20 protein-coding genes are annotated in these 21,344 nt (G+C 37.6%); 13 read left to right on the forward strand and 7 right to left on the reverse strand.

All coding sequences use genetic code 11. From position 1 onward, the window contains the following. Nucleotide 1 precedes the first annotated feature (1 nt). The 5 genes from sucB to IPM56_08975 all read right to left on the reverse strand — a co-directional run bounded on the left by sucB (nucleotide 2) and on the right by IPM56_08975 (nucleotide 7,838). Nucleotides 2-1,675, reverse strand: a complete 1,674-nt coding sequence (gene sucB, locus IPM56_08955; protein ID QQS38048.1) for a 2-oxoglutarate dehydrogenase, E2 component, dihydrolipoamide succinyltransferase — start codon at nucleotides 1,673-1,675, stop codon at nucleotides 2-4. Nucleotides 1,676-1,999: 324 nt separating this feature from the next. Next, the gene (locus IPM56_08960) at nucleotides 2,000-4,072 is read right to left on the reverse strand and encodes a dehydrogenase E1 component subunit alpha/beta (protein ID QQS38264.1); all 2,073 of its coding nucleotides are present in this window, start codon (nucleotides 4,070-4,072) and stop codon (nucleotides 2,000-2,002) included. Between the two features lie 77 nt (nucleotides 4,073-4,149). Next, nucleotides 4,150-4,842 carry a lipoyl(octanoyl) transferase LipB gene (gene lipB / locus IPM56_08965; protein QQS38265.1) on the reverse strand — a complete coding sequence of 231 codons (693 nt, stop codon included), beginning with the start codon at nucleotides 4,840-4,842 and terminating at the stop codon, nucleotides 4,150-4,152. A 145-nt stretch (nucleotides 4,843-4,987) separates the two neighbouring features. After that, nucleotides 4,988-6,391, reverse strand: a complete 1,404-nt coding sequence (gene lpdA / locus IPM56_08970; protein QQS38049.1) for a dihydrolipoyl dehydrogenase — start codon at nucleotides 6,389-6,391, stop codon at nucleotides 4,988-4,990. Nucleotides 6,392-6,554: 163 nt separating this feature from the next. Beyond that, entirely contained in the window at nucleotides 6,555-7,838 is a 1,284-nt protein-coding gene (locus IPM56_08975) for a hypothetical protein (GenBank protein QQS38050.1), read from the reverse strand. 117 nt (nucleotides 7,839-7,955) lie between these two features. Here IPM56_08975 and IPM56_08980 point away from each other — a divergent pair, with 117 nt between their 5' ends. From IPM56_08980 to IPM56_09035, 12 genes are all read left to right on the forward strand, one after another. Continuing rightward, the gene (locus tag IPM56_08980) at nucleotides 7,956-8,753 is read left to right on the forward strand and encodes a sulfite exporter TauE/SafE family protein (GenBank protein ID QQS38266.1); all 798 of its coding nucleotides are present in this window, start codon (nucleotides 7,956-7,958) and stop codon (nucleotides 8,751-8,753) included. 191 nt (nucleotides 8,754-8,944) lie between these two features. Further along, nucleotides 8,945-9,268 (forward strand): rhodanese-like domain-containing protein, encoded by a 324-nt coding sequence (locus tag IPM56_08985; GenBank protein QQS38051.1) that lies wholly within the window; start codon nucleotides 8,945-8,947, stop codon nucleotides 9,266-9,268. Nucleotides 9,269-9,340: 72 nt separating this feature from the next. Beyond that, on the forward strand, nucleotides 9,341-9,661 hold the full coding sequence (locus IPM56_08990; protein QQS38052.1) for a carboxymuconolactone decarboxylase family protein: 321 nt from the start codon (nucleotides 9,341-9,343) through the stop codon (nucleotides 9,659-9,661). An 8-nt stretch (nucleotides 9,662-9,669) separates the two neighbouring features. After that, nucleotides 9,670-10,752, forward strand: a complete 1,083-nt coding sequence (locus IPM56_08995) for a hypothetical protein (protein ID QQS38053.1) — start codon at nucleotides 9,670-9,672, stop codon at nucleotides 10,750-10,752. A 1-nt stretch (nucleotide 10,753) separates the two neighbouring features. Further along, complete coding sequence (locus tag IPM56_09000; GenBank protein ID QQS38054.1) at nucleotides 10,754-11,383, forward strand: molybdenum cofactor guanylyltransferase; 630 nt, start codon at nucleotides 10,754-10,756, stop codon at nucleotides 11,381-11,383. Between the two features lie 174 nt (nucleotides 11,384-11,557). After that, on the forward strand, nucleotides 11,558-11,986 hold the full coding sequence (locus tag IPM56_09005; GenBank protein QQS38267.1) for a MerR family transcriptional regulator: 429 nt from the start codon (nucleotides 11,558-11,560) through the stop codon (nucleotides 11,984-11,986). Beyond that, entirely contained in the window at nucleotides 11,983-14,184 is a 2,202-nt protein-coding gene (locus IPM56_09010) for a molybdopterin-dependent oxidoreductase (GenBank protein ID QQS38055.1), read from the forward strand. Before IPM56_09005 ends, IPM56_09010 begins: the two co-directional genes overlap by 4 nt. A gap of 1 nt (nucleotide 14,185) precedes the next feature. Continuing rightward, on the forward strand, nucleotides 14,186-14,725 hold the full coding sequence (locus IPM56_09015; protein QQS38056.1) for a 4Fe-4S dicluster domain-containing protein: 540 nt from the start codon (nucleotides 14,186-14,188) through the stop codon (nucleotides 14,723-14,725). 5 nt (nucleotides 14,726-14,730) lie between these two features. Beyond that, nucleotides 14,731-15,681: a polysulfide reductase NrfD gene (gene nrfD, locus IPM56_09020; protein QQS38057.1), complete on the forward strand. Its 951-nt coding sequence runs from the start codon at nucleotides 14,731-14,733 to the stop codon at nucleotides 15,679-15,681. 24 nt (nucleotides 15,682-15,705) lie between these two features. Next, nucleotides 15,706-16,278, forward strand: coding sequence for a YeeE/YedE family protein (locus tag IPM56_09025; GenBank protein QQS38058.1), 573 nt, complete (start codon nucleotides 15,706-15,708; stop codon nucleotides 16,276-16,278). Then, complete coding sequence (locus IPM56_09030; GenBank protein QQS38059.1) at nucleotides 16,275-16,874, forward strand: YeeE/YedE family protein; 600 nt, start codon at nucleotides 16,275-16,277, stop codon at nucleotides 16,872-16,874. The genes IPM56_09025 and IPM56_09030 overlap by 4 nt, the downstream gene beginning before the upstream one ends. 1 nt (nucleotide 16,875) lies before the next feature. Further along, nucleotides 16,876-17,529 (forward strand): rhodanese-like domain-containing protein, encoded by a 654-nt coding sequence (locus tag IPM56_09035; GenBank protein ID QQS38060.1) that lies wholly within the window; start codon nucleotides 16,876-16,878, stop codon nucleotides 17,527-17,529. Nucleotides 17,530-17,554: 25 nt separating this feature from the next. Here IPM56_09035 and IPM56_09040 read toward each other — a convergent pair whose 3' ends face one another. After that, a complete protein-coding gene (locus tag IPM56_09040; GenBank protein ID QQS38061.1) occupies nucleotides 17,555-17,893 on the reverse strand; it encodes an STAS domain-containing protein in 339 nt (112 codons plus the stop codon). Between the two features lie 164 nt (nucleotides 17,894-18,057). Between IPM56_09040 and IPM56_09045 the strand changes: the two genes are divergently transcribed. Further along, complete coding sequence (locus IPM56_09045) at nucleotides 18,058-19,320, forward strand: outer membrane protein transport protein (GenBank protein QQS38062.1); 1,263 nt, start codon at nucleotides 18,058-18,060, stop codon at nucleotides 19,318-19,320. Between the two features lie 49 nt (nucleotides 19,321-19,369). Here IPM56_09045 and IPM56_09050 read toward each other — a convergent pair whose 3' ends face one another. Beyond that, nucleotides 19,370-21,343: an acetoacetate--CoA ligase gene (locus tag IPM56_09050; GenBank protein QQS38063.1), complete on the reverse strand. Its 1,974-nt coding sequence runs from the start codon at nucleotides 21,341-21,343 to the stop codon at nucleotides 19,370-19,372. Nucleotide 21,344: the final 1 nt, after the last annotated feature.

A 21,344-nucleotide genomic window follows, 5' to 3' on the forward strand; every position in this document is an offset into this window, starting at 1 on the left:
ACTATACATTAGTGCTGTCAAAATTCTCAAGAGATTCTTTTAAATGTTTTAAGAATAAACCGCCTAACATTCCATCCACCAACCTGTGGTCGTGTGAAAGTGTTAAAGCCATTACCGGTTTTATTGCAATTGTGTCGTTGCCGTCAACTTCAACAACAACAGGTTTCTTAACAACTGTTCCAACACCAAGTATAGCTACTTCCGGCTGGTTTATAATCGGTGTTCCGAATATCGTTCCGAACACACCATAATTTGTAATTGTAAATGTTCCGTTTGAGATATCATCCGGAGTAAGCTTTTTATTTCTTGCTCTGAACGCTAAATCATTAATTGATTTTGCCAGACCGATAATATTTTTTTCGCCTGCACCTTTTATGTTTGGAACAATTAGTCCTGTCGGTTCAATTGCAACAGCTATACCTAGATTGATGTATTTCTTTTTAAGTATTGTTGAACCATCAATCGTTGAATTGATAAGCGAATATTCTTTCAAAGCCCTCACAACAGCATGAGCAATGAAAGGCATATATGTCAATTTAACTCCTTCATTCTTTTGATATTCATCTTTCTTTGCTTGAATGAATTTATAAATTCGGCTCATATCAACTTCAAGCATTGCTGAAACGTGAACCGATGTATCACGGCTTGCAACCATGTGTTGCATAATTTTCTGCCTGATGTTATCCATCGGAATTTTTTCAACATCTGCGGATGAATAAACAGTCTGGCTTTGCGGCATTGTAAATGAAGGCGCCGGCGCTGCTGTAACAGGTTCTTTCTTCTTTACTGTTTCTACTTTTTGTGTGCCTCTGTTAGAAACGTAACCAAGTATATCTTTTTTTGTTACACGACCTTCAAGTCCGCTGCCGGGAATTCTTTCAAGTTCCTGCAAAGAAACTTTTTCCTTGTTTGCAATACTTAGTACCAAAGGTGAATAGAATCTGTCTGACTGAATTTTTCCTTCTTCACTTATAGAAACATTTGAAAAGTTATCGTGCATAGAAACGGGTTCTGCTTTTGTTTCAACTTTTTTCTCTTCAGTTTTAACAGAAACAGGCTTCTGAGGAATAGCTCCGGTAGTAGATAACTTTGCAACGATAGTGCCCACTTCAACTGTTTCCTGCTCACCGACTAATATTTCTGCAAGCAGTCCATCTTCCGGTGAAGGAACTTCTGTATCAACTTTATCTGTGCTGATCTCAAATACAGTTTCGTCTTTCTTAATCTTGTCACCTACTTTTTTATGCCACTTGATTATTGTTCCTTCCATCACTGATTCACCCATCTTAGGCATTGCAATTTCGATTAGTCCTGATGAAGCGCTTGGTTGTGTTTGCTGTGTTTCCACCATTTTATTCTCAACAGGTGTTTCAACAACTGGAGTAGCTTCTTCTTTAATCTCCGGTTTTTCTGTTTTAACAGGAGTTGCAGATGCAGCTTCCCCGCTTGCATTTAATACTGCAACAGCGGTTCCAACTTCAACAGTATCACCTTCATTAACGAATATGTCTGTTAATACTCCGTCAGCGGGTGAAGGAATTTCCGTATCAACTTTGTCTGTACTTATTTCAAAAATTATTTCATCGCGTTTAACCGCATCACCTTTTTTCTTATGCCATTTGATGATGGTTCCTTCATTTACACTCTCACCCATTTTGGGCATTATGATTTCCATGGTGTCTCCTGGTTTGGAATCAGGCTAAGGCAAAGGCTTAGGCTGAGTTTATTAATTTTCAATTGTTTGTATCAATGCGTTTAGTTCTTGAGTAATCAACCTTTGATGATTATTGTTTTTCTTTCACTATGATCTATATCGCCCCTACGGGGCTTTAGGAAACTTATTATTTTATATTTTATAAATATTCGACTCCTACGGAGTCGTCATTGACTAAGAAATATTTATCATTAAGCCAACACATTTTTGCCAAACCGGCATTGAAGTAAAATCAGGATATTTCATTCAATCCTCTAAGCCTTCGCCTCATCCTTAGCCTTAATCTCAATATTCCAAAAGTGACTTTATTCCTCTATAAATCTCATCTCTATTCGGAAGTATAACACTTTCAAGTACTGGTGAATAAGGGATATGAGAATCTTTCGCCGCGATTCTTCTTACTGGTCCGTCTAAATATTTAAAACAATTATCTGAAACTCTTGCTGCAATCTCAGCGCCGAATCCGCCTGTAAAAGTATCTTCATGAATTACAACTGCTTTATTCGTTTTCTTTACTGAGTTATAAATTGTTTCTTCATCAATTGGAATTATTGTTCGAAGGTCAATCACTTCAACAGAGTGTCCTTCATCTTCAAGTTTTTTTGCAGCAAGTACCGCATCCCACAAACAAACACCGTATGAGATAACTGTTAAGTCACTTCCTTCCTTAACTACTTTTGCTTTACCAAACGGAAGTAAATAATTTTCATCTGGTTCATGAGTAATTGCATAACTTTGTCTGTATAATCCTTTATGTTCACAGAATAAAACAGGATCGTTAATTCTGCATGCGGTTTTTAGTAATCCTTTTGCATCTGCGGCGTTAGAAGGATAAGCGATAAAAATTCCCGGAACGTGTGCGAATATTGATTCAATATTCTGACTATGATATAATCCGCCGTGGATATAACCGCCAACAGCAACACGTGTAACAACCGGTGATGTCCAGACATTGTTTGAGCGATAACGGATCGTTGCAAGTTCATCCTTCATCTGCATGAATGCAGGCCAGATGTAATCACCGAATTGAATCTCAACAACAGGTTTTAAACCTGCAGTTGCCATTCCAACAGCGACACCCATTATACTTGCTTCAGCTAAAGGTGAATTGAAAACTCTGTCATCACCAAAAGCAGTTGATAAACCTTTTGTTGCGGTGAAAACTCCGCCTTTACCATCCGCAATGTCTTCACCAAAGATGAACATTTTATCATTTGCTTTCATCTCTTCGTGAAGTGCATGATTGATAGCATCAACCATAACAATTTTTTGTCCTGACGGTTCTGTTGTTTCATAAGGAAGTGATTCTTTAAATCCGCTTTCATCATAAACAAATCTTGCCGCATCTTTTATATCAGGATCAGCGGCTTTCATTGCATCATCAGAAGCATCGCTTACAATTGATGATGCTTCATTTTTCATCGATTCGTATTTACCTGAAGTTATAATGCCCTTATTGATCATATATTCTGCAAGCTGTTCAATAGGACAACGTTTTGCTTCTTCTTCAAGTTCATCATGATCTCTGTATTTTTTCTGATCATCAGATGAAGAATGTGATTGCAGTCTTATAACTTCAGCTTCAATCAGTGCCGGACCTTTTCCGCTTTTGATATATTCAATTGCTTTTTGTACTGCTTCATAAGATTCAAAAAAATTCGTTCCGTCTATTTTCACAGATAGCAGGTTGTGAAAACCTTTCATCATCTCAGCGACTGAATTATCCTTACCTCCGCTTTGCCTGTGAACAGGTACTGATATCGCGTACTTGTTATTCTGTATAACAAAAAGCACCGGAAGTTTTTCCCTGCTCGCCCAGTTAACAGCTTCGTGAAATTCACCCTGGCTTGTAGTGCCTTCACCGCTGCTTACATAAGAAATATTATTTTCACCTTTTCGTACTGATGCTAAAGCTGTTCCGACAGCTTGTAAAAATTGTGTACCGGTCGGTGATGATTGAGATGGAAGATTAAATCTTTTTGAACCCCAATGTGTAGGCAACTGTCTTCCGCCGCTTGCAGGATCATCAGCTTTTGCAAAACATTGCAAGAAAAATTCTTCAGGAGTTACTCCGGCAGTAAGCACTAATCCCATATCACGATAGTAAGGAAATAACCAGTCCTTATTTGGTTCAAGCTGAAGTCCTGTTGCGACTTGAATTGCTTCGTGTCCGGCACCTGCAATGTGGAAGAATGTTTTTCCCTGTCGCAGTAAATTCATTGCACGGTTGTCAATGGCTCTTGACGTAAGCATTAGCTGAAGTACATTCAACAAAAATTCATTACTGAAATTTTCAGTTGATGTACTTTGCGTTTTTACTTTTTCAGCTTCTTTACCGTTTGAATTATCTTTGTTCATATTTTTCATTTTATCATTCTTCTTTTTAAGGCTGGCTATTTCAGTGTTGTTTTTTTTCGCCATCATAAACCTTTCTATTACTTGTTCTGATGTATTAGTTGGGACAAGTTGTTAATCTCATTACTCTCAACATTTGAGTAATCGAAAAACTCAGTAAAATGATTTAAAATTTTTTGTTTCACTTCGTGCAGTTCAATCGGATTTCCGGTTTCCTTTGAGAGTGAAGTTACTCCCTTCTCTTTTATTCCGCAAGGAATTATTCCGTTGAACAATTCGAGATCTGTATTAACATTGAATGCGAATCCGTGCATCGTTATCCATCTCGAAACTTTGATACCTATCGCGGCAATTTTTCTGTCTTCAATCCAGACGCCTGTGTATGCGCTGTTTCTTGTTCCTGTCAATCCGTATTCAGCGCAGGTTTGAATTAATATTTCTTCAAGTCCGCGTAAATATTTATGAGTGTCTTTTCGCCAATCATTTAAATTGATGATCGGGTATCCAACGATCTGACCGGGACCGTGATATGTAATATCTCCGCCGCGGTCAATGTCATATACTTTAATGTTTTTTTTAGAAAGATATTCTGAATCACCAACAAGATTTTCCTTATCCGCAACTTTACCCAAAGTGTAAGTATGCGGATGTTCAAGAAGAATTAATGTATCAGGAATTTTTTCTTCATACCGAAGTTGAAAAATTTCTTTCTGAAGATCCCATGCTTCCTGGTAATCAACAATTCCAAGGTCTAAGTAATTCAGTTTTTTAATTTTGTCAGACAAATCTTTTCTTACTCTTAATCTTATTCTTGTTCTTCATTCTTAAAATCGGGTAGCCGCAGGCTTCAGCCTGCGTAGCGTTCCACTCAACCTGAACCTGTCCGACGCAGGCAGGGGTTGAGGCTACCAACTTTGTTCAAATATGAATTGCTTCACCATAGGCATTAGCTGCAGCTTCCATAATCGATTCAGATAATGTAGGATGTGCGTGAACTGTTTTGATTATTGAATGTCCTGTTGCTTCCAATGCTTTTGCTAATCCCATCTCAGCGATCAACTCGGTTGCTTCACTACCGATTATGTGCGCGCCGAGAATCTCACCATACTTTGCATCAAAAATTAATTTTACAAAACCATCACGCTCACCAACAGCGAATGCTTTTCCGCTTGCCATAAAAGGAAACTTACCAACTTTAATTTCATATCCGGCTTCTTTGGCTTTTTCTTCTGTCAGACCAACACTCGCAACCTGAGGCTGGCAATATGTACAGCCCGGAATATTTTCATAATTGATTGCAGGATTATTTATTCCTTTAATCTTCTCCACACAATGTATTCCTTCAGATGACGCAACGTGTGCAAGCCACGGCGGACCTATAACATCACCAATGGCGTAAATACCTTTTATGTTCGTCTCGTAAGTTTCTTTGTTTACTTTGATGTGATTTTTATAAAGCTCAACCCCAAGCTGCTCAAGTCCAAAGCCTTCAACATTGCCTGTAACGCCGATCGCGTTAAGAACTTTATCAGCAGAGATTTCTTTCTTCTCTCCTTTTAAATTTACAACAACCCTGACTTTATTTCCTTTCACTTCAGCTTTTTCTACAGTTGCGCCGGTAAGGATTTCAATTCCTCTTTTACGAAAACTTTTTGCGAGAGTATCAGAAACTTCTTTGTCTTCAATCGGAAGAATTCTATCTAACATTTCTATAACTGTTACTTTTGTGCCAAGTACAGAATAGAAATATGCGAACTCGATTCCGATAGCACCTGCACCAACGACAATTAATTCCTTTGGCTGTTCGGGAAGGTTCATTGCTTCGGTGCTTGTGATGATCATTTTGTTATCAACAGGAATGGATGGAACTGTTCTTGGTCTTGCGCCGGTTGAGATGATAATTTTATCTGCGGTTATTGTATCGGTTTTCTTTCCGTCTTTATCGAAGATTTCAATCTTATTTTTTGAAACGAGTTTACCGTAACCATGAAATCTTTCAGCTTTATATTTTTTAACGAGCATCTCTACATTTTTAGTGATGCGGTCTGAAATATCGCGGCTTCTTTTGATGATCTTGCTGAAATCAAAATCAAGACCTTTTACAGAAATTCCAAAATCATCGGAATGGTTTTTTATTGTGTCGTAAATCTCTGCATTTTTCAAAAGTGATTTTGTAGGGATACAACCCCAGTTAAGACAGATTCCACCGAGACGGTCTTTGTCAATCACAGCGGTTTTGAATCCAAGTTGAGAGGCGCGTATTGCAGCAACATAACCGCCCGGACCACCGCCTAAAACAGCAATTTCGAAGTGTTTTTCCATTAAATTGAATTCCTGTAGATGATTTTTGAGGTTGGAAATATAGGTAAAGAGGATGTGAGATGAAAATTATCGACGATGAATATTAAGATTTGGGAAATTGTTGTGACCGGGAAGTCATACTTAAGTTTTCAATCAGAAATAAATCACTCGGGAAAAATTTTCTTTAATTCCTTTTTAGTTTAAGCACAAATGAATTTACATCAAGTAAACCTACAACAATAGTTGAGTTGTCAATTGAGTGAATTCCGTTAGTCAGGAAATGGTTAGCAACAGTATTGATAACGTTAAAATTGTAACCATTGAAATGAATGATTCTTCCTTCATTACCCTCATTTCCTGCAAAGTAGATATCATTTGTTTTGCTTGAATAAGTTTTTTTTATATCAATAACCCGCGGAAAACAATTATATAATTCTTTAATTTCTTTTGTTGTTTCATCAAAGCTCCAAACTTGTGACACACCGGCAAGATAAATCTTCCCTTTAAGTTCACTCGCACTGAAGTACTGAATTATCGGCTGATTAAGGAATCCATCAAAAATTATTTCCGCAGAATTGTTTTGGATTTTTATTATTGGAGAATTTCCTGATTGGCTAGATGCAACTGCATAAGCTATCCCGGTTTCAGGGTTGCCGGTTATGTCAATAATATCCCATTGCTGGTCGAATTCTATTTTCCGCCATTCTGTTCCATTGTAGTGAACAATTGTCCCCTTGGGTCCAACTCCATATACATTGTTTTCGGATGAACCCCAGATCTTTTCTACACTTTGACCATTTGGTAAAGAAATATTTGAGAAATCTTCCCAGGTAAATATTCCATTTTTGTATTTCAATACTATCCCACTTGCGAAATAAATTATATTGGTATCTATTGCACAAATTGAATATATACCGCTGCTATTGAAAACTCTTCCTTTACCTTTCCAGTTTATTCCATCCCATTGCATAATATTGTATTCTGTTCCGCTACTGTCATAAATATCCCCTACCACCCAAATGTTATTCTCTGAAAATATCCAAACATCATCTGCGTGACTTGGCCAGTTTAATTCAATAAGCTCCATTGAAAAATTACTGTTGGTTATATCTAAGGTAGTTACCTGTAGTTCATTACTCATTATTCCATCAATAGCAGAAAGACTGATAATTTGAAATGTATTTGCCTGGTTTGGTAAGAGTGAATCTATATATATAGTTGTATCGGCAGAATAAATTAAATCTATCAATCGTATTGTTGAATTATTTTTATTCAACTTAACATCTATAGGTAATGATATGTTTTCGAGCTTTAAGTTAAGCCACACTTCTGTACAGGAAATATCTTCAACTGATAATGTTAATTTTGTTTGTGGTGATGGTGGTATTATAGGCTCTTCTTTGCAGGAGAAACAGACCACTGTAACAAGTAAGGAAAAAACTAAGAACCATTTTAAATTCATTTTCATTTTTAGCCCGAATGAAATTATTTCTTCGTCTAACTAAGTAAACATCCGGATGAATTGCAAAACTTTTATTACAATAATTATTGGCTTAAGTTCGCTGCAATTAAATTCAAATTTATGATGGAAATAGCAGGATATATCGCTTCAGTATTCATTGGTGTTTCACTCGGACTGTTTGGCGCAGGCGGCACCATATTAACATTGCCGATATTAGTTTATCTGTTTGGTGTCAATCCTTACCTGGCAACGAGTTATTCATTATTGATCGTCGGCATTACAAGCTTAACAGGTTCGCTGAATTATATCAGAAATGAAACTGCTGAAATTAAAACAGCATTTATCTTTTCACTGCCATCCATAATTTCTGTGGTGATAGTAAGAAGATTACTTCTTCCAATAATTCCTGAAATAGTTTTTGATTCAGGCAGCATCCTCGTAACAAGAGATTTGCTTGTTCTTTTATTTTTTTCAGTACTGATGTTTGCCGCATCTGTTTCCATGATCAGAAAAAATTCAGTCCAACCTGAATTAACAGCAGAACGAAATAATTTAAAAATAATTTTTAGCGGATTCTTTGTCGGAATAATAACAGGTACAGTCGGTGCAGGCGGCGGTTTTCTTATGATTCCTTCTCTTGTAATATTTTTGAAACTTCCGGTTAAAACAGCAATCGGTACTTCGCTGATCATAATTGCTATTAACTCTTTCTCGGGCTTCTTTGTTGATTTATTATCGGGAGTTAGTTTTGATTACAGTCTGATTATATTGATAGGTGTATTTGCAATGTCAGGAACATTTTTAGGAAAGTTGATTGCTTCAAAAATAAAATCACGAAACCTGAAACCAGTATTCGGTTATTTCATCTTAACAGTTGCTGTTTATATTATTCTGAAAGAAACAGTTTGGAAGCTGATATAAAAACTCCGAAGCCTTCAGAAATAGCAGGGCTGTCATTCCGCCCGTCTTAGAAGGGTCGGAATCTTTGCTTTATTGTTTTATATACGAGACCCTAAACCGAGTTCAGGGTGACAATAAAAAATTTGTGCAAAGACCTGCAAAAATAAAACAGCTTAAAAAATAGAATATTTTACAAAAGGATTTTAAAATTTATGACAGATAACTCTTACATTGATCTCGATTCAAAATCATTTTCAGATTTATTAAAAAATAAAAAAGATGCTGTACTTGTGGATGTTCGCACACAAATGGAATATAACATGGGTCATATTCCAGGCTCATTGCTGATAGATATTTCCCGCCCGACTTTTTTTGATGAAATAGCAAAACTCGATAAGGATAAAGAGTATTTACTTTACTGCAGATCAGGCAGCCGTAGTTATCACGCCGGGCAGCAGATGGTGATGCTTGGATTCAAAAAAGTTTATAACCTGGAATCCGGTCTGATTGACTGGGATGAACCTCTTGAAAAATAGTTTATCAATATTAATTTTTTTCAGTTAACTTTACTGCCAGATAAATATTCAATAATGTTTATTGGAGATAACATGTCAACGCCTCCAAAATTTTTCCAGAAGTTCTCAGAAGAATTCCCTGAAATCTTCAAAGCATACGAGGAATTAGGAAACTCTGTGCATTCGTGTGGTCCTCTCGATAAAAAAACAAGAACACTTATAAAACTTGCTGTCTCTGCCGGTGCAAGGCTTGAAGGAGCCGTTCACTCTCAGACAAAAAAAGCCATTGAAGCAGGCGCTTCAAAAGAGGAAATAAGACAGACAATTCTCCTTGCATTACCGACAGTCGGTCTGCCGCAAACTATGGCAGCTTTAAGCTGGGTTGAAGATATTCTGGTCGACAAAACAAAATAGTACCCGCTATGCTGCAGCAGGAAAAATCTTCGACTGTTCTTTTAACATCAGGCACTGAAAAAATCTTATGGAAATTAACCGCGCTGTGGGGATTTAGTGAAGCTGCTTTGGGAGGACTTCTCCACGGTTTAAAGCTTCCTTTCCGCGGAATGTTTGTCGCAAGCGCCGCAATAATTTTTATAACTCTTATCGCACACTACTCAGATAAAAAAGGAACTATCCTAAAATCAACATTGATAGTAATTATAATTAAAGGAGTGGTAAGTCCTCATACACCTGTAACTGCGTACTTAGCAGTATTCTTGCAGGGACTTTTCGGTGAGTTGTTTTTTTATTCCAGGTCGATGTTCCGCACTTCATCTATACTACTTGGAATTTTTGTGATGCTTTCCGCAGTAGTTCAGAAAATCCTTATCCTTACAATTCTCTTCGGTGAAACACTCTGGAAATCAATTGATGAGTTTACAATTTTTGTGCTGAACCAGTTTTTAATTTCTGATTCAAATGACATAAACTTTTCGGTGAGCATAATTCTGATTTCTGTTTATGCAGTAATTCATTTAAGTGCAGGAATCATTATCGGCATAATTGCCGGAAGGATGCCATCAAAACTTAACAGTGCTGAATCAGCGAACAGAATTTTAATTGATATAATGAATAACGATACCGAAGCGTATGAGCGATCAAAGAAATCGGGGCGCAGGAAAAAGTGGTGGAGAAAAAAATCCGGTATGGCTTTATTGATATTCAGTATTCTGTTTGTAGTTACTTCTTACATTTTTCCTGAATTCGGAGAAGACCGTGTATGGGAAATTGTAATTATGCTGGTTCGTTCAATCGTAATAATATCATTATGGTATTTTGTTGTCTCACCTATGCTGCTGAAATTGATAAACAAATTCCTGAAGAAAAAGGAATCGGAATACTCAAAAGAAATTCTGAAAATGATTGAATCGTTTCCTTATTTCAGAAAAGCTGTAAAAGCTTCGTGGAAGTTTTCTTCCTCTGAAAAAGGACTTAAACGATTAACAACTTTTGTATCAGAACTTCTGGCATTAATACTTCATAACGATATTGCATTGAGGGAGTAAAATGTTCTACAACAATATAACAGGAATCGTTCTTGCGGGCGGCAAAAGCTCACGGATGGGGGTTGATAAATCTTTACTGACAATTAATAATAAAACTCTTGTAGAAATAACGTTTGATAGTCTTTCAAAGATATTCCACCGGGTAATTATAATATCGGATAAGGAAAATAAATTTGATTTAAATGGCGCTGAACAGTTTGAGGATATTTTTACAAACTTAGGTCCGCTGGGTGGAATTCATTCGGGCTTAAAACATTCAAATGATAATTTAAACTTTGTTATTTCGTGTGACTTGCCGATGGTTAGTAACGAGTTAATCACCTACTTATGCGAACATCACGGCAATCATGATGTAACCATACCTCAGTTCTCAGGACAAATTCATTTTTTATGCGGAGTGTATTCCCGAATATGTATACAATTAATTGAAGCAATATTTCACTCAGGAAGAAATGATGCAGAACCCGGTTTAAAAAATTTCAATTTCAGTATTAAAAAATTAGTTGCTTCACTGCAAGCAAATATTGTCATATCAGACAAACTTCACTTCATAAGTCCTCTTCATTTTTTTAATGTTAACACACCGGAAGACCTCCGGTTTATAAGGTCAAAAATGAAATCAGAATTGTAAACTGATTCTCATAGTAAAGAGATTTTCATTTTTAATTTCTTAAAAATGAAAAGTTGATTTCCCTCCTCAGTCCAAATAACATTCAAATCTAAACCGCGCCTGTGGCAGAATAATTGATATTTATAAATCTAACTTTAGAATTTATGGTATAAAAGTTTGGACTCTACAAAAAATCTGGATCTTCCGCTTTATCCGATACGAACTGCTGCTAAAATGCTAAACATATCTGTTCACACACTTCGAATGTATGAAAAAGAAGGATTGATTCTCCCATTCAAAAAAGAAACAAGCCACAGGCTTTATTCGGAATCTGATATTGACAGGCTTGCGTGTATTCGCAGGGCGATTAATGAATATAAAATCAGTATCGCAGGTATTAAAACAATTTACTCACTTATACCATGCTGGAATATCACCAACTGCAGTGATAAGGATAAAGCTAATTGCGATGCATTTAAAAACCATAGCGAACCCTGCTGGACTTTTGAACACACATCAAACATCTGCAGTGAAATGATATGCCGTAACTGCCAGGTTTATCAGCAATACTCCGAATGCGGGCAAATTAAAGAAAGCATAAAACAAATCACGTGTGAAAAATGAATTCAATCTCAAGAAGAAAATTTTTAAAGATAAGTGCTGCTACAGTCGGAACTGTTGCCGCCGTTACCGGACCTCTGAATTCTTTTGTTAACGGCGCAGTAAAAATTAATTCTGAAAAAGAAAAAGGAATCCGCACCGTCAACACTTTTTGTGATATGTGTTTTTGGAAGTGCGGTGCTGTTGGATATTTACGGGACGGAAATCTGTGGAAGGTTGAAGGCAATCCGCTCGACCCATTAAGCAACGGCAGATTATGTCCAAGAGGTACTGGCGGTGTTGGTGCCCATACTGATCCTGACAGGTTAAAGTCTCCACTGCTAAGAAAAAGTGTTCGTGGCAAAGAAGAATGGGTTCAGGTAACGTGGGATGATGCACTCGATTACATCGCTGAAAAAATGCAAAAGATAAAATCACAGTATGGTCCGGAAGCGATAGCCTTATTCAGTCATGGAATAGGCGGAACATTTTTTAAACATACAATTAAAGCTTATGGTTCTCCTAACATAAGCGCGCCTTCATTCGCACAATGCCGCGGACCGCGTGATGTGGGATTCCGTTTAACTTTTGGTGAAGATGTAAGTTCACCCGAAAGAACTGATATTAAAAATGCAAAATGTCTTGTGCTAATAGGTTCACATCTTGGTGAGAATATGCACAACACCCAGGTTCAGGAATTTGCTGAAGCTGTTGAAAATGATGCAACCATAATTGTTGTTGATCCAAGATTTTCAGTTGCCGCAGGTAAAGCGAAATATTTTCTTCCAATAAAACCCGGAACTGATCTTGCCCTCCTGCTTGCATGGATGAATGTTATAGTACAGGAAAAACTTTATGATATTGATTACGTAAACAATTACGGGTTCGGCTTTGAACAATTCTCTGCTGAAATATCTTCCTACACACCTGAATGGGCTTACCCCGAAACCGGAATTGACCCCGATGTGATAACAAATACTGCAAGAGAAATGGCTCGTTATAAACCAGCTACCTTAGTTCATCCGGGAAGACATGCAACATGGTACGGTGACGATGCACAGCGAAGCAGAGCTATAGCTCTGTTAAATGCTTTACTCGGCAGCTGGGGTCGCAAAGGTGGATTCTATACTCCTGTAAGTATGGATGTCCCTCAATATCCTTACCCGTCATACCCGACTTCTGAAAAAGGTAAAGTTGATAACCCTGATCACAAATATCCTTTTGCTCATGAAACAATCACAACCGGAATTAGAGAAGCAACACTAACAGGCAAACCATACCCTGTAAAAGGCTGGTTCGTTTACGCTACCAACCTGCTGCATGCATTACCAAATGAAAATGAAACTATCGAAGCAATAAAGAAATTAGATCTCATGGTTGTTATCGATGTAATCCCGAGTGAAATAGCCGGATGGGCTGATGTTGTACTACCTGAGTCAGTTTACCTTGAACGACATGATGATCTTAATGTTGAATGGTTTAGGGAGCCGTTTATTTCGATAAGACAACCGGTAATTGATTCACCAAATGATCAGAAGCCTAATTGGTGGATGGCAAAAAAACTTGCTGAAAAATTAGGACTCGGCAATTATTATCCGTGGAAAGATATAGAAGAATATTTCGACTACAGGCTGACAGCCGCCGGGTATAGTTTAAAAGAACTAAAACAAAAAGGAATAATCAAAGGTGAAAGGCAACCGATTTATTTTGATGAAGGTGTACCTGTTGAATTCCCTACCCCATCAGGTAAAATAGAATTTTATTCTCTTCAATTAGCTGAAGCCGGGTTTGATCCTGTTCCGAAATATAAAAAACCGGCAGAACCTCCTCCGGGTTACTTCAGATTATTGTTTGGAAGAACACCTGTTCACTCTTTCAGCAGGTCGCAATCAAACAGGATACTCATGGATATGGTCAACGAAAATGAAGTTTGGATAAATATTGATATTGCTTCCAGGTACGGGATAAAATCGGGTGATTATATAAAACTGAAAAATACAGATGGTATAGTAAGCAACAGAATCAAAGTGAAAGCAACTGAAAGAATAAGAACAGATTGTGTTTACATGGTTCATGGTTTTGGTCATAATTCAAAAATGTTAAAAGGCGCTTATATGAAAGGCGCAAGTGATGCACAGCTTATAACAAAATATGAGATCGATCCATTAATGGGCGGCACTGCAATGAATGTCAACTTTGTAACCTTTGAGATGGAGGCATAGCATGGCAAGACTCGTAATGGTTATTGATACCCGTAAATGCGTTGGATGTATGGATTGTGTTGTTGCGTGCAAAACTGAGAACAATGTTCCGGAAGGATTTAACAGGGACTGGATTACAACTGAAGTTTTAGGAAAGAGTCCCAATCTTCAAATGGAAATAAGATCAGAACGATGTAATCACTGTGATAACCCGCCTTGCGTTTACTGCTGTCCAACAGGTGCAAGCCATATTCACGATTACGGCGGAGTTATTCTTGTTGAACACGAGTTGTGTATAGGCTGTAAAGCCTGCCTCGCATCCTGCCCTTATGATGCACGTTTTATTCATCCTGATGGATATGCGGATAAATGTACATTCTGTATTCACAGGGTGGAAAAAGGTATGAACCCTGCTTGTGTCGATGTATGTCCAACACACTGTATGTACTTCGGCGACATAGATGATCCTGAAAGCAGGGTGAGCAAGCTGATCAGTACAAGAAAATATCATACAAATATTCCGGAAGCCGGAACAAAACCACAGATTTATTATTTGACATAAACTATATGAACGAACTTAGTCACACACGGACAAACCATCTTATAGATCCATCCATGCATGTATGGGGATGGGAAATTCCTGTATACCTGTTTCTCGGCGGACTTGTTGCGGGAATGATGATCATTGCAGGTTATTTTCTTTTTATGGGAAGACATAAAGAACCGAAGTGTTCATGCTTTTATCTTCCTATTATAAGTACAATTGTTTTGAGTATCGGTATGTTCGCATTATTCCTTGATCTTGAACATAAACTTTATTTCTGGAGATTGTACACAACCTTCCAGTTGAAGTCACCAATGTCATGGGGTGCGTGGATATTGGTTCTTGTCTACCCTGCATTATTCGCAAACATATTAATTCGTCCGCCTGAAATAATATCGAACAAGTTTAGGCTGATCGCATCTTTATCTGAAAAAATTAACCGGATGAAAAACTCTACAAGATTGATCGGCATTTTAAACATTTCACTTGGAGTATTGCTCGGTGTTTATACAGGAATTTTACTTAGTGCGCTTGGTGCAAGACCTTTATGGAATACATCGATACTCTGGATGTTATTTCTTATATCAGGATTATCGGCAGCAGCGGCATTTGTTCATTTGATTGCAAAGGATGTGCAGGAACGGGAGATGCTCGCAAAAGCTGACAATACTTTTTTAACAGTCGAATTAATAGTTATCATATTACTGATCGTTGGAGCTTTAAGTTCAACGCAGGCACATATTGATGCCATCAATATTATTTTGACAGGACCATTCGCGGCATCATTCTGGGTATTTGTGGTTGGATTGGGAATCATCATACCTCTGATCTTCCAGGTACTGGCGGTTCAACACAAAATAATTCATACACCGGTTTTCCCCATCATGGTTATAGTTGGCGGACTTATACTGCGCTTCATTATTGTTTACGCGGGTCAGTACAGTCACTGGTCACATACAGTTTTAGGAAAATAGAGAGTTTAATTTTCGGAGAATAAAATGACAACAATATCTGGAACTCTTTCAGATGAAAAAGAAAAAGTGAAGTCAAGAGAACATACTCCTAAACCATACATGAATCCATATCTCGCCGGGTTCGGATTGGGTTTAGTTCTTCTTGCATCATTTGTAATTATGGGGCGCGGTCTCGGAGCTTCAGGTGCTTTTTCATCATTTATTGCTACAACAGTAAATACGGTAGCGCCTGAACATGCAGCAGGCAATCATTTCTATGCTGAATACCTTGGTGATGGAACCACAAATCCTCTAAAAGACTGGTTGGTATTTGAGGTTATCGGTGTTTTGATTGGAGGATTCATATCCGGCACTCTTGCAGGCAGAATCAAAAAGACTGTAGAAAGAGGACCCGCGTTTTCATCAAAGATGCGACTGCTCTTTGCATTTGGCGGAGGTACACTGATGGGAATCGGAGCCAAACTGGCACGAGGCTGTACAAGCGGTCAGGCATTAACCGGCGGTGCTTTACTTAATCTTGGAAGCTGGGCTTTTATGATGATGGTTTTTGCCGGTGCTTATATGATGGCTTACTTTGTAAGGAGGCAATGGTTATGAACGCACCACTCTTTAAATTCGATTCATTCGGAAACGAATTCAGTCTGATTGTTGCTGTTATTATCGGAATAGGTTTCGGCTTTTTCCTTGAACGTGCCGGATTTGGAAGTGCAAAAAAATTAGCGGCACAATTTTATTTCAGAGATCTCGCTGTATTTAAGGTGATGTTCACCGCTATAGTTACAGCAATGATCGGAATATTTTATTTATCGTGGATAGGATTCGTGGACTTATCACTTGTATATCTTACTCCTACAAATTTATTACCGCAGGTCGTCGGCGGATTATTGCTGGGAATTGGATTTGTGATTGGAGGTTACTGTCCCGGCACTTCAGTCGTTGCCAGTTCAACAGGAAAGATTGACGGAGTGATTTACTTAGTGGGCGTCATTTTTGGAATTTTTGTTTTCGGTGAATTTTTTCCTCTCATCGAAAATTTTTACAACTCATCTGATATGGGAAAAGTTACTCTGCCGCAGTATTTCAATTTACCTTATGGCTTAGTTGTTTTTGCTGTTGTGCTGATGGCACTCGGCGGATTTATTGGTGCAGAAAAAGTTGAGAAGATTTTTGCAAAAAAATCTTTGGAGAAATAAAATGTTAAAAAAGTTTTTGGAACTTAGCTCATCAAAAAAACTTGGCGCTGTTGCTTTAATTCTCGGACTATTTGCAATAGTTGCCGGAAGCCCTTATGACACCAACGTCGCCAAAGTAGATACAAAAGAATTATCTCTGCTTGTCGAGAAAGAATTAGATCACATCAATGTTGAAACACTTGCTGACTGGATCATTAAAGGAAAAGCCGATTACAGACTTATTGATATCCGGAGTGAAAAAGAGTTCGGCGAATATAATATTCCATCTTCGGAGAATTATCCGTTATCACAGTTAAACAACTCCGGATTAATGCGTAATGAAAAAATTATCCTCTACTCAGAAGGCGGTATACATTCGGCTCAGGCATGGTTTCTTCTGAAAGCAAAAGATTTTAAAAATGTCTACATGCTAAGGGGAGGTTTGGATGAATGGAAAGACAGAATACTCTTCCCCGCAATATCAACTGCCGATGATTCATTGCATCCAGAAGCGACGGCAAAGTTAAGAGAAGTGAGCAAATTTTTTGGAGGGGTTCCACAATCAGAATCTGGTGACGGAAATACTATTAAGACAAAAATACCTTTGCCGACACTTAGCGCGCCTGTTCAACAGCCTGTGACTTCAACAAAAAAGAAAAAGAAGGAAGGCTGTTAATAACAGGTTTAGATTTCACATTAGTTCATTGAAAACTTTTTAGAGCGTCTTTAACTGTGGGATAAAAAGAAAATACTTTTGAAGTTCCTGTCAGTTCCATCAACGACATGCTTTCTGAATGTACATTTGCGAGGAATAGTTTACCATTAACCTTACTTACATTTTTAAGTGAGTTAATCAAAGCACTAATGAAGGTTGAATCCATAAACTCGCATTGGGAAAAATCAATGATGAATTTTGATGAGCCGTTACTCAGCGATTCTGCAACGGTATTTTTCAGTTCCCCGGCTTCTTTCATCGTAGCTTTACTGAGATTTACTTTTATAACTGTAATATCTTTTTCAGTTTCCTTCGGAAAGTTCATATGGAATTCCTGATTTATTTTACAAACAGCGGCAAATATAAAAATTATAATGACGAACTAAAATTTTAAGAATTAATTATTTATTTAATCGGATTTGAATTAATTTAATTGCCAGAAATTGATACTTAATTAACAATATCACTAACTAATAATTCGGGGGAATTATGAAACATAAAATAACCCTGTTCATTTTTTCTGCTCTCTTTTTATTTAACACATCTCTTCTTGCTAACGGATTGAGTCTTAACAGTGTCGGTCCCAGAGCGTTTGGTATGGGCGGCGCTTTTGTCGGTTTGGCAAATGACTACTCTGCAATTTACTGGAACCCCGCAGGTTTGTCTCTTCTGAATGGAAACTACATTTCGATTTTTGGAACTGACATCATTCCAACATCTACTTACAAATACGCACCTGCAGGTGTTGATGCTGAATCAAAAGTAAATCATTATCTATCACCTAATCTGATGGGTTACCTGAGTTTTAAACCAAGCATAGATCTTACTATTGGTCTTGGAGTTTATGTACCTGCTGGTATAGGTTCTGAATGGGAAGGTGCTGACCTTAAAAATTTAGCAGGCGGAAATACGGTCGAATGGATGAGTAAAATTGGAGTAATAAATATTTCTCCCGTTGTTGCATATAAGATAAATGAAAACTTCCAGGTAGGTGCTGCATTTAATATTTACTATGCAATGTTTGATCTTAAAAGACATGGTGGTGGTCCGGCACAGTATTCAGAAGAATCAACCGGTCTGGGTTTTGGTGTTACAATAGGAGCACTTGTAAAAGTAAATGATATGATTTCTGTTGGTGCATCATTTAGAACCAAATCAAATGTTACAATGAATGGTACAGCAACAAATCCCGCAATGTTAGCAATACCCGGTAATACAGCAGCCGAAAGTGATTTTGATCGTGATGTTGCCTGGCCAATGTGGATTGCCGGTGGTATTTCAGTAAGACCAATTGATAAACTAACCCTGGCATTAGATGCTCAGTACAGCCAATGGTCAAAAAGCGAAAATGAATTAGTAACAGAATTTAAAAATCAATACTGGTCAGGATATCTTACTCCTTCCGGTGCAAACAAATTCATCTTACAATGGAAAGATGCTACACAAATCAGGTTTGGTGCTGAATATGAAGCAACCGAATGCCTGAAATTAAGAACCGGATATTATTATGATCCTGCACCAGCCCCAGATAACACTTATAATGTTTTATTCCCAAGTATGACTTACAATGGCTTTACCTTAGGCGCTAGCTATAAAATATCTGATTTTACGATTGAAGGTGGTGCTGAATACCTTATTGGCGGAGAGAGAGAAATTCCTGCACCAACAAGTGCTACAGATACACCCAGATTCCCGGGAACACATCAGACAAACATTACTGCGTTCACAATTGGTGTTGGTTACGAGTTCTAATTTTTCTTGGAGATGCGATTATAAGGCTGTCTGAAAATGACAGCCTTTTTTATTTTAAAGCGGGAATATTATAAAACTGTTCGAGTGCTTCGGGGTTAGCAAGCGCTTCTTTGTTATCAATCTCCTCTCCGTTTAGGATTTTTGTAACGGCAAGTTCAACTTTTTTTCCATTGATTGTATGAGGTACCTGTTTTATCTGAATAATTTTGGAAGGAACATGTCTTGGTGTTGTAGCGTTCCTGATTTTTAGTTTTACTTTATCTATAAAATCTGTCGAAAAAATAAATCCTTCTTTCATAACAATGAAAAGAATTACACGAACATCATTCTGCCATTTTTGCCCGACAACTATGCTGTCTGAAATTTCATCCATCGACTCAACAACACGATAAATTTCCGCTGTACCGATTCTTACACCACCGGGATTTAATGTTGCGTCCGATCTACCGTAAATAATAATTCCACCGTTTTCAGTTATCTTAACAAGGTCACCATGCCTCCAGATACCGGGATAGGAATTGAAGTAAGCGGAAATATATTTTTCATTATCAGCATCATTCCAGAAATAAACAGGCATCGAAGGGAAAGGATTAACACAAACAAGTTCACCTTTCTGTTCAATAACTGATTCACCTTTTTCATCAAATGCTTTTACAGCCATACCTAATCCTCTGCACTGAAGTTCACCTGAATAAACAGGGAGATTCGGATTGCCGAGCATAAAACAACTTATGATATCTGTACCGCCTGAGATTGAAGAAAGCTGCAGATCGCCTTTAACATTTTCATAAACCCATTTAAAATTTTCATCTGAAAGTGGTGAGCCTGTAGAAAGAATTGTATGAAGCGATTTTAAATTATAAAGATGACTTACTCGTGTCTCCGCTTTTTGACACAGAGTTAAAAACTTAGGACTTGTACCAAATATTGAGATGTTGTGTTCATCAATCTTTTCCCACAAAACATTTTCATCCGGAAAGACGGGACTGCCGTCATATAAAAAAATTGTTGCTCCCACATATAATGAGCTAACTAACCAATTCCACATCATCCAGCCGCAGGTTGTATAATAGGTTATTACATCTTCACGTTTTAAGTTTGTATGTAAAGGCAGTTCTTTATAATGCTGAAGTAATGTTCCGCCGGCACCGTGGACAATACACTTGGGAATTCCTGTTGTGCCCGACGAATACATAATATAAACCGGATGGTCAAACGGAAGTTGAACAAACTCAATTTTATCAGAAGTACTTTTAAGTAAGTCACTTAATTTCAATACTTTATCATCAGGTAGTTTCTGTGATTCATTGCCACCTATTTTCAGTTCATCGAACTCAGAAATAAGAACGGTTGTTTTTATACTTCCAATTGTTCGGGTTATCGCTTCGATCTTATCATTACATTTGATGTGTTTACCGTTGTAATAATAAGATTCAATTGCGAATAAAATTTTCGGTTCGATCTGCCCGAACCTGTCAATAATTCCCTGTGTACCGAAATCCGGGGAGCATGATGACCATAAAGCTCCCAGACTTGTCGTTGCTAACATTGCAATAATCGCTTCAGGTATGTTTGTAACCAGACCCGCAACTCTATCACCTTCTTTAACTCCAAGTTGTTTAAGATAATTTGCGACTGAATTAACTCGTTCATACAGATCCGAATAAGTCAGTTTAACTTCAGGGAAATGTTCACGTGAACTTATAATTGCGATTTTATCATCACGAAATCGAAGCAGGTTTTCAGCAAAGTTTAGTTTTGATCCTTCAAACCATTTAGCACCGGGCATTGAATGATCAGATAAAACTTTCTTGTATTGCAAGGAAAATTTAATTCCGCTGTACTTTAATAAGTACTCCCAGAACTTTTCAATTTCAGTTACTGACCATTCATAAAAATCATTGTATGAACCGAAATATTTTTTTTCGTTCTGACTGACATACTTTATAAATGCGGTAAGGTTGGAATTATTTATACGTTCTTCCGAGGGTGACCAGATCGGTTGTTTGTCTTCTTCAATCATA

It is taken from the genome of Ignavibacteriales bacterium, from assembly GCA_016700155.1.
GTDB lineage: Bacteria > Bacteroidota > Ignavibacteria > Ignavibacteriales > Ignavibacteriaceae.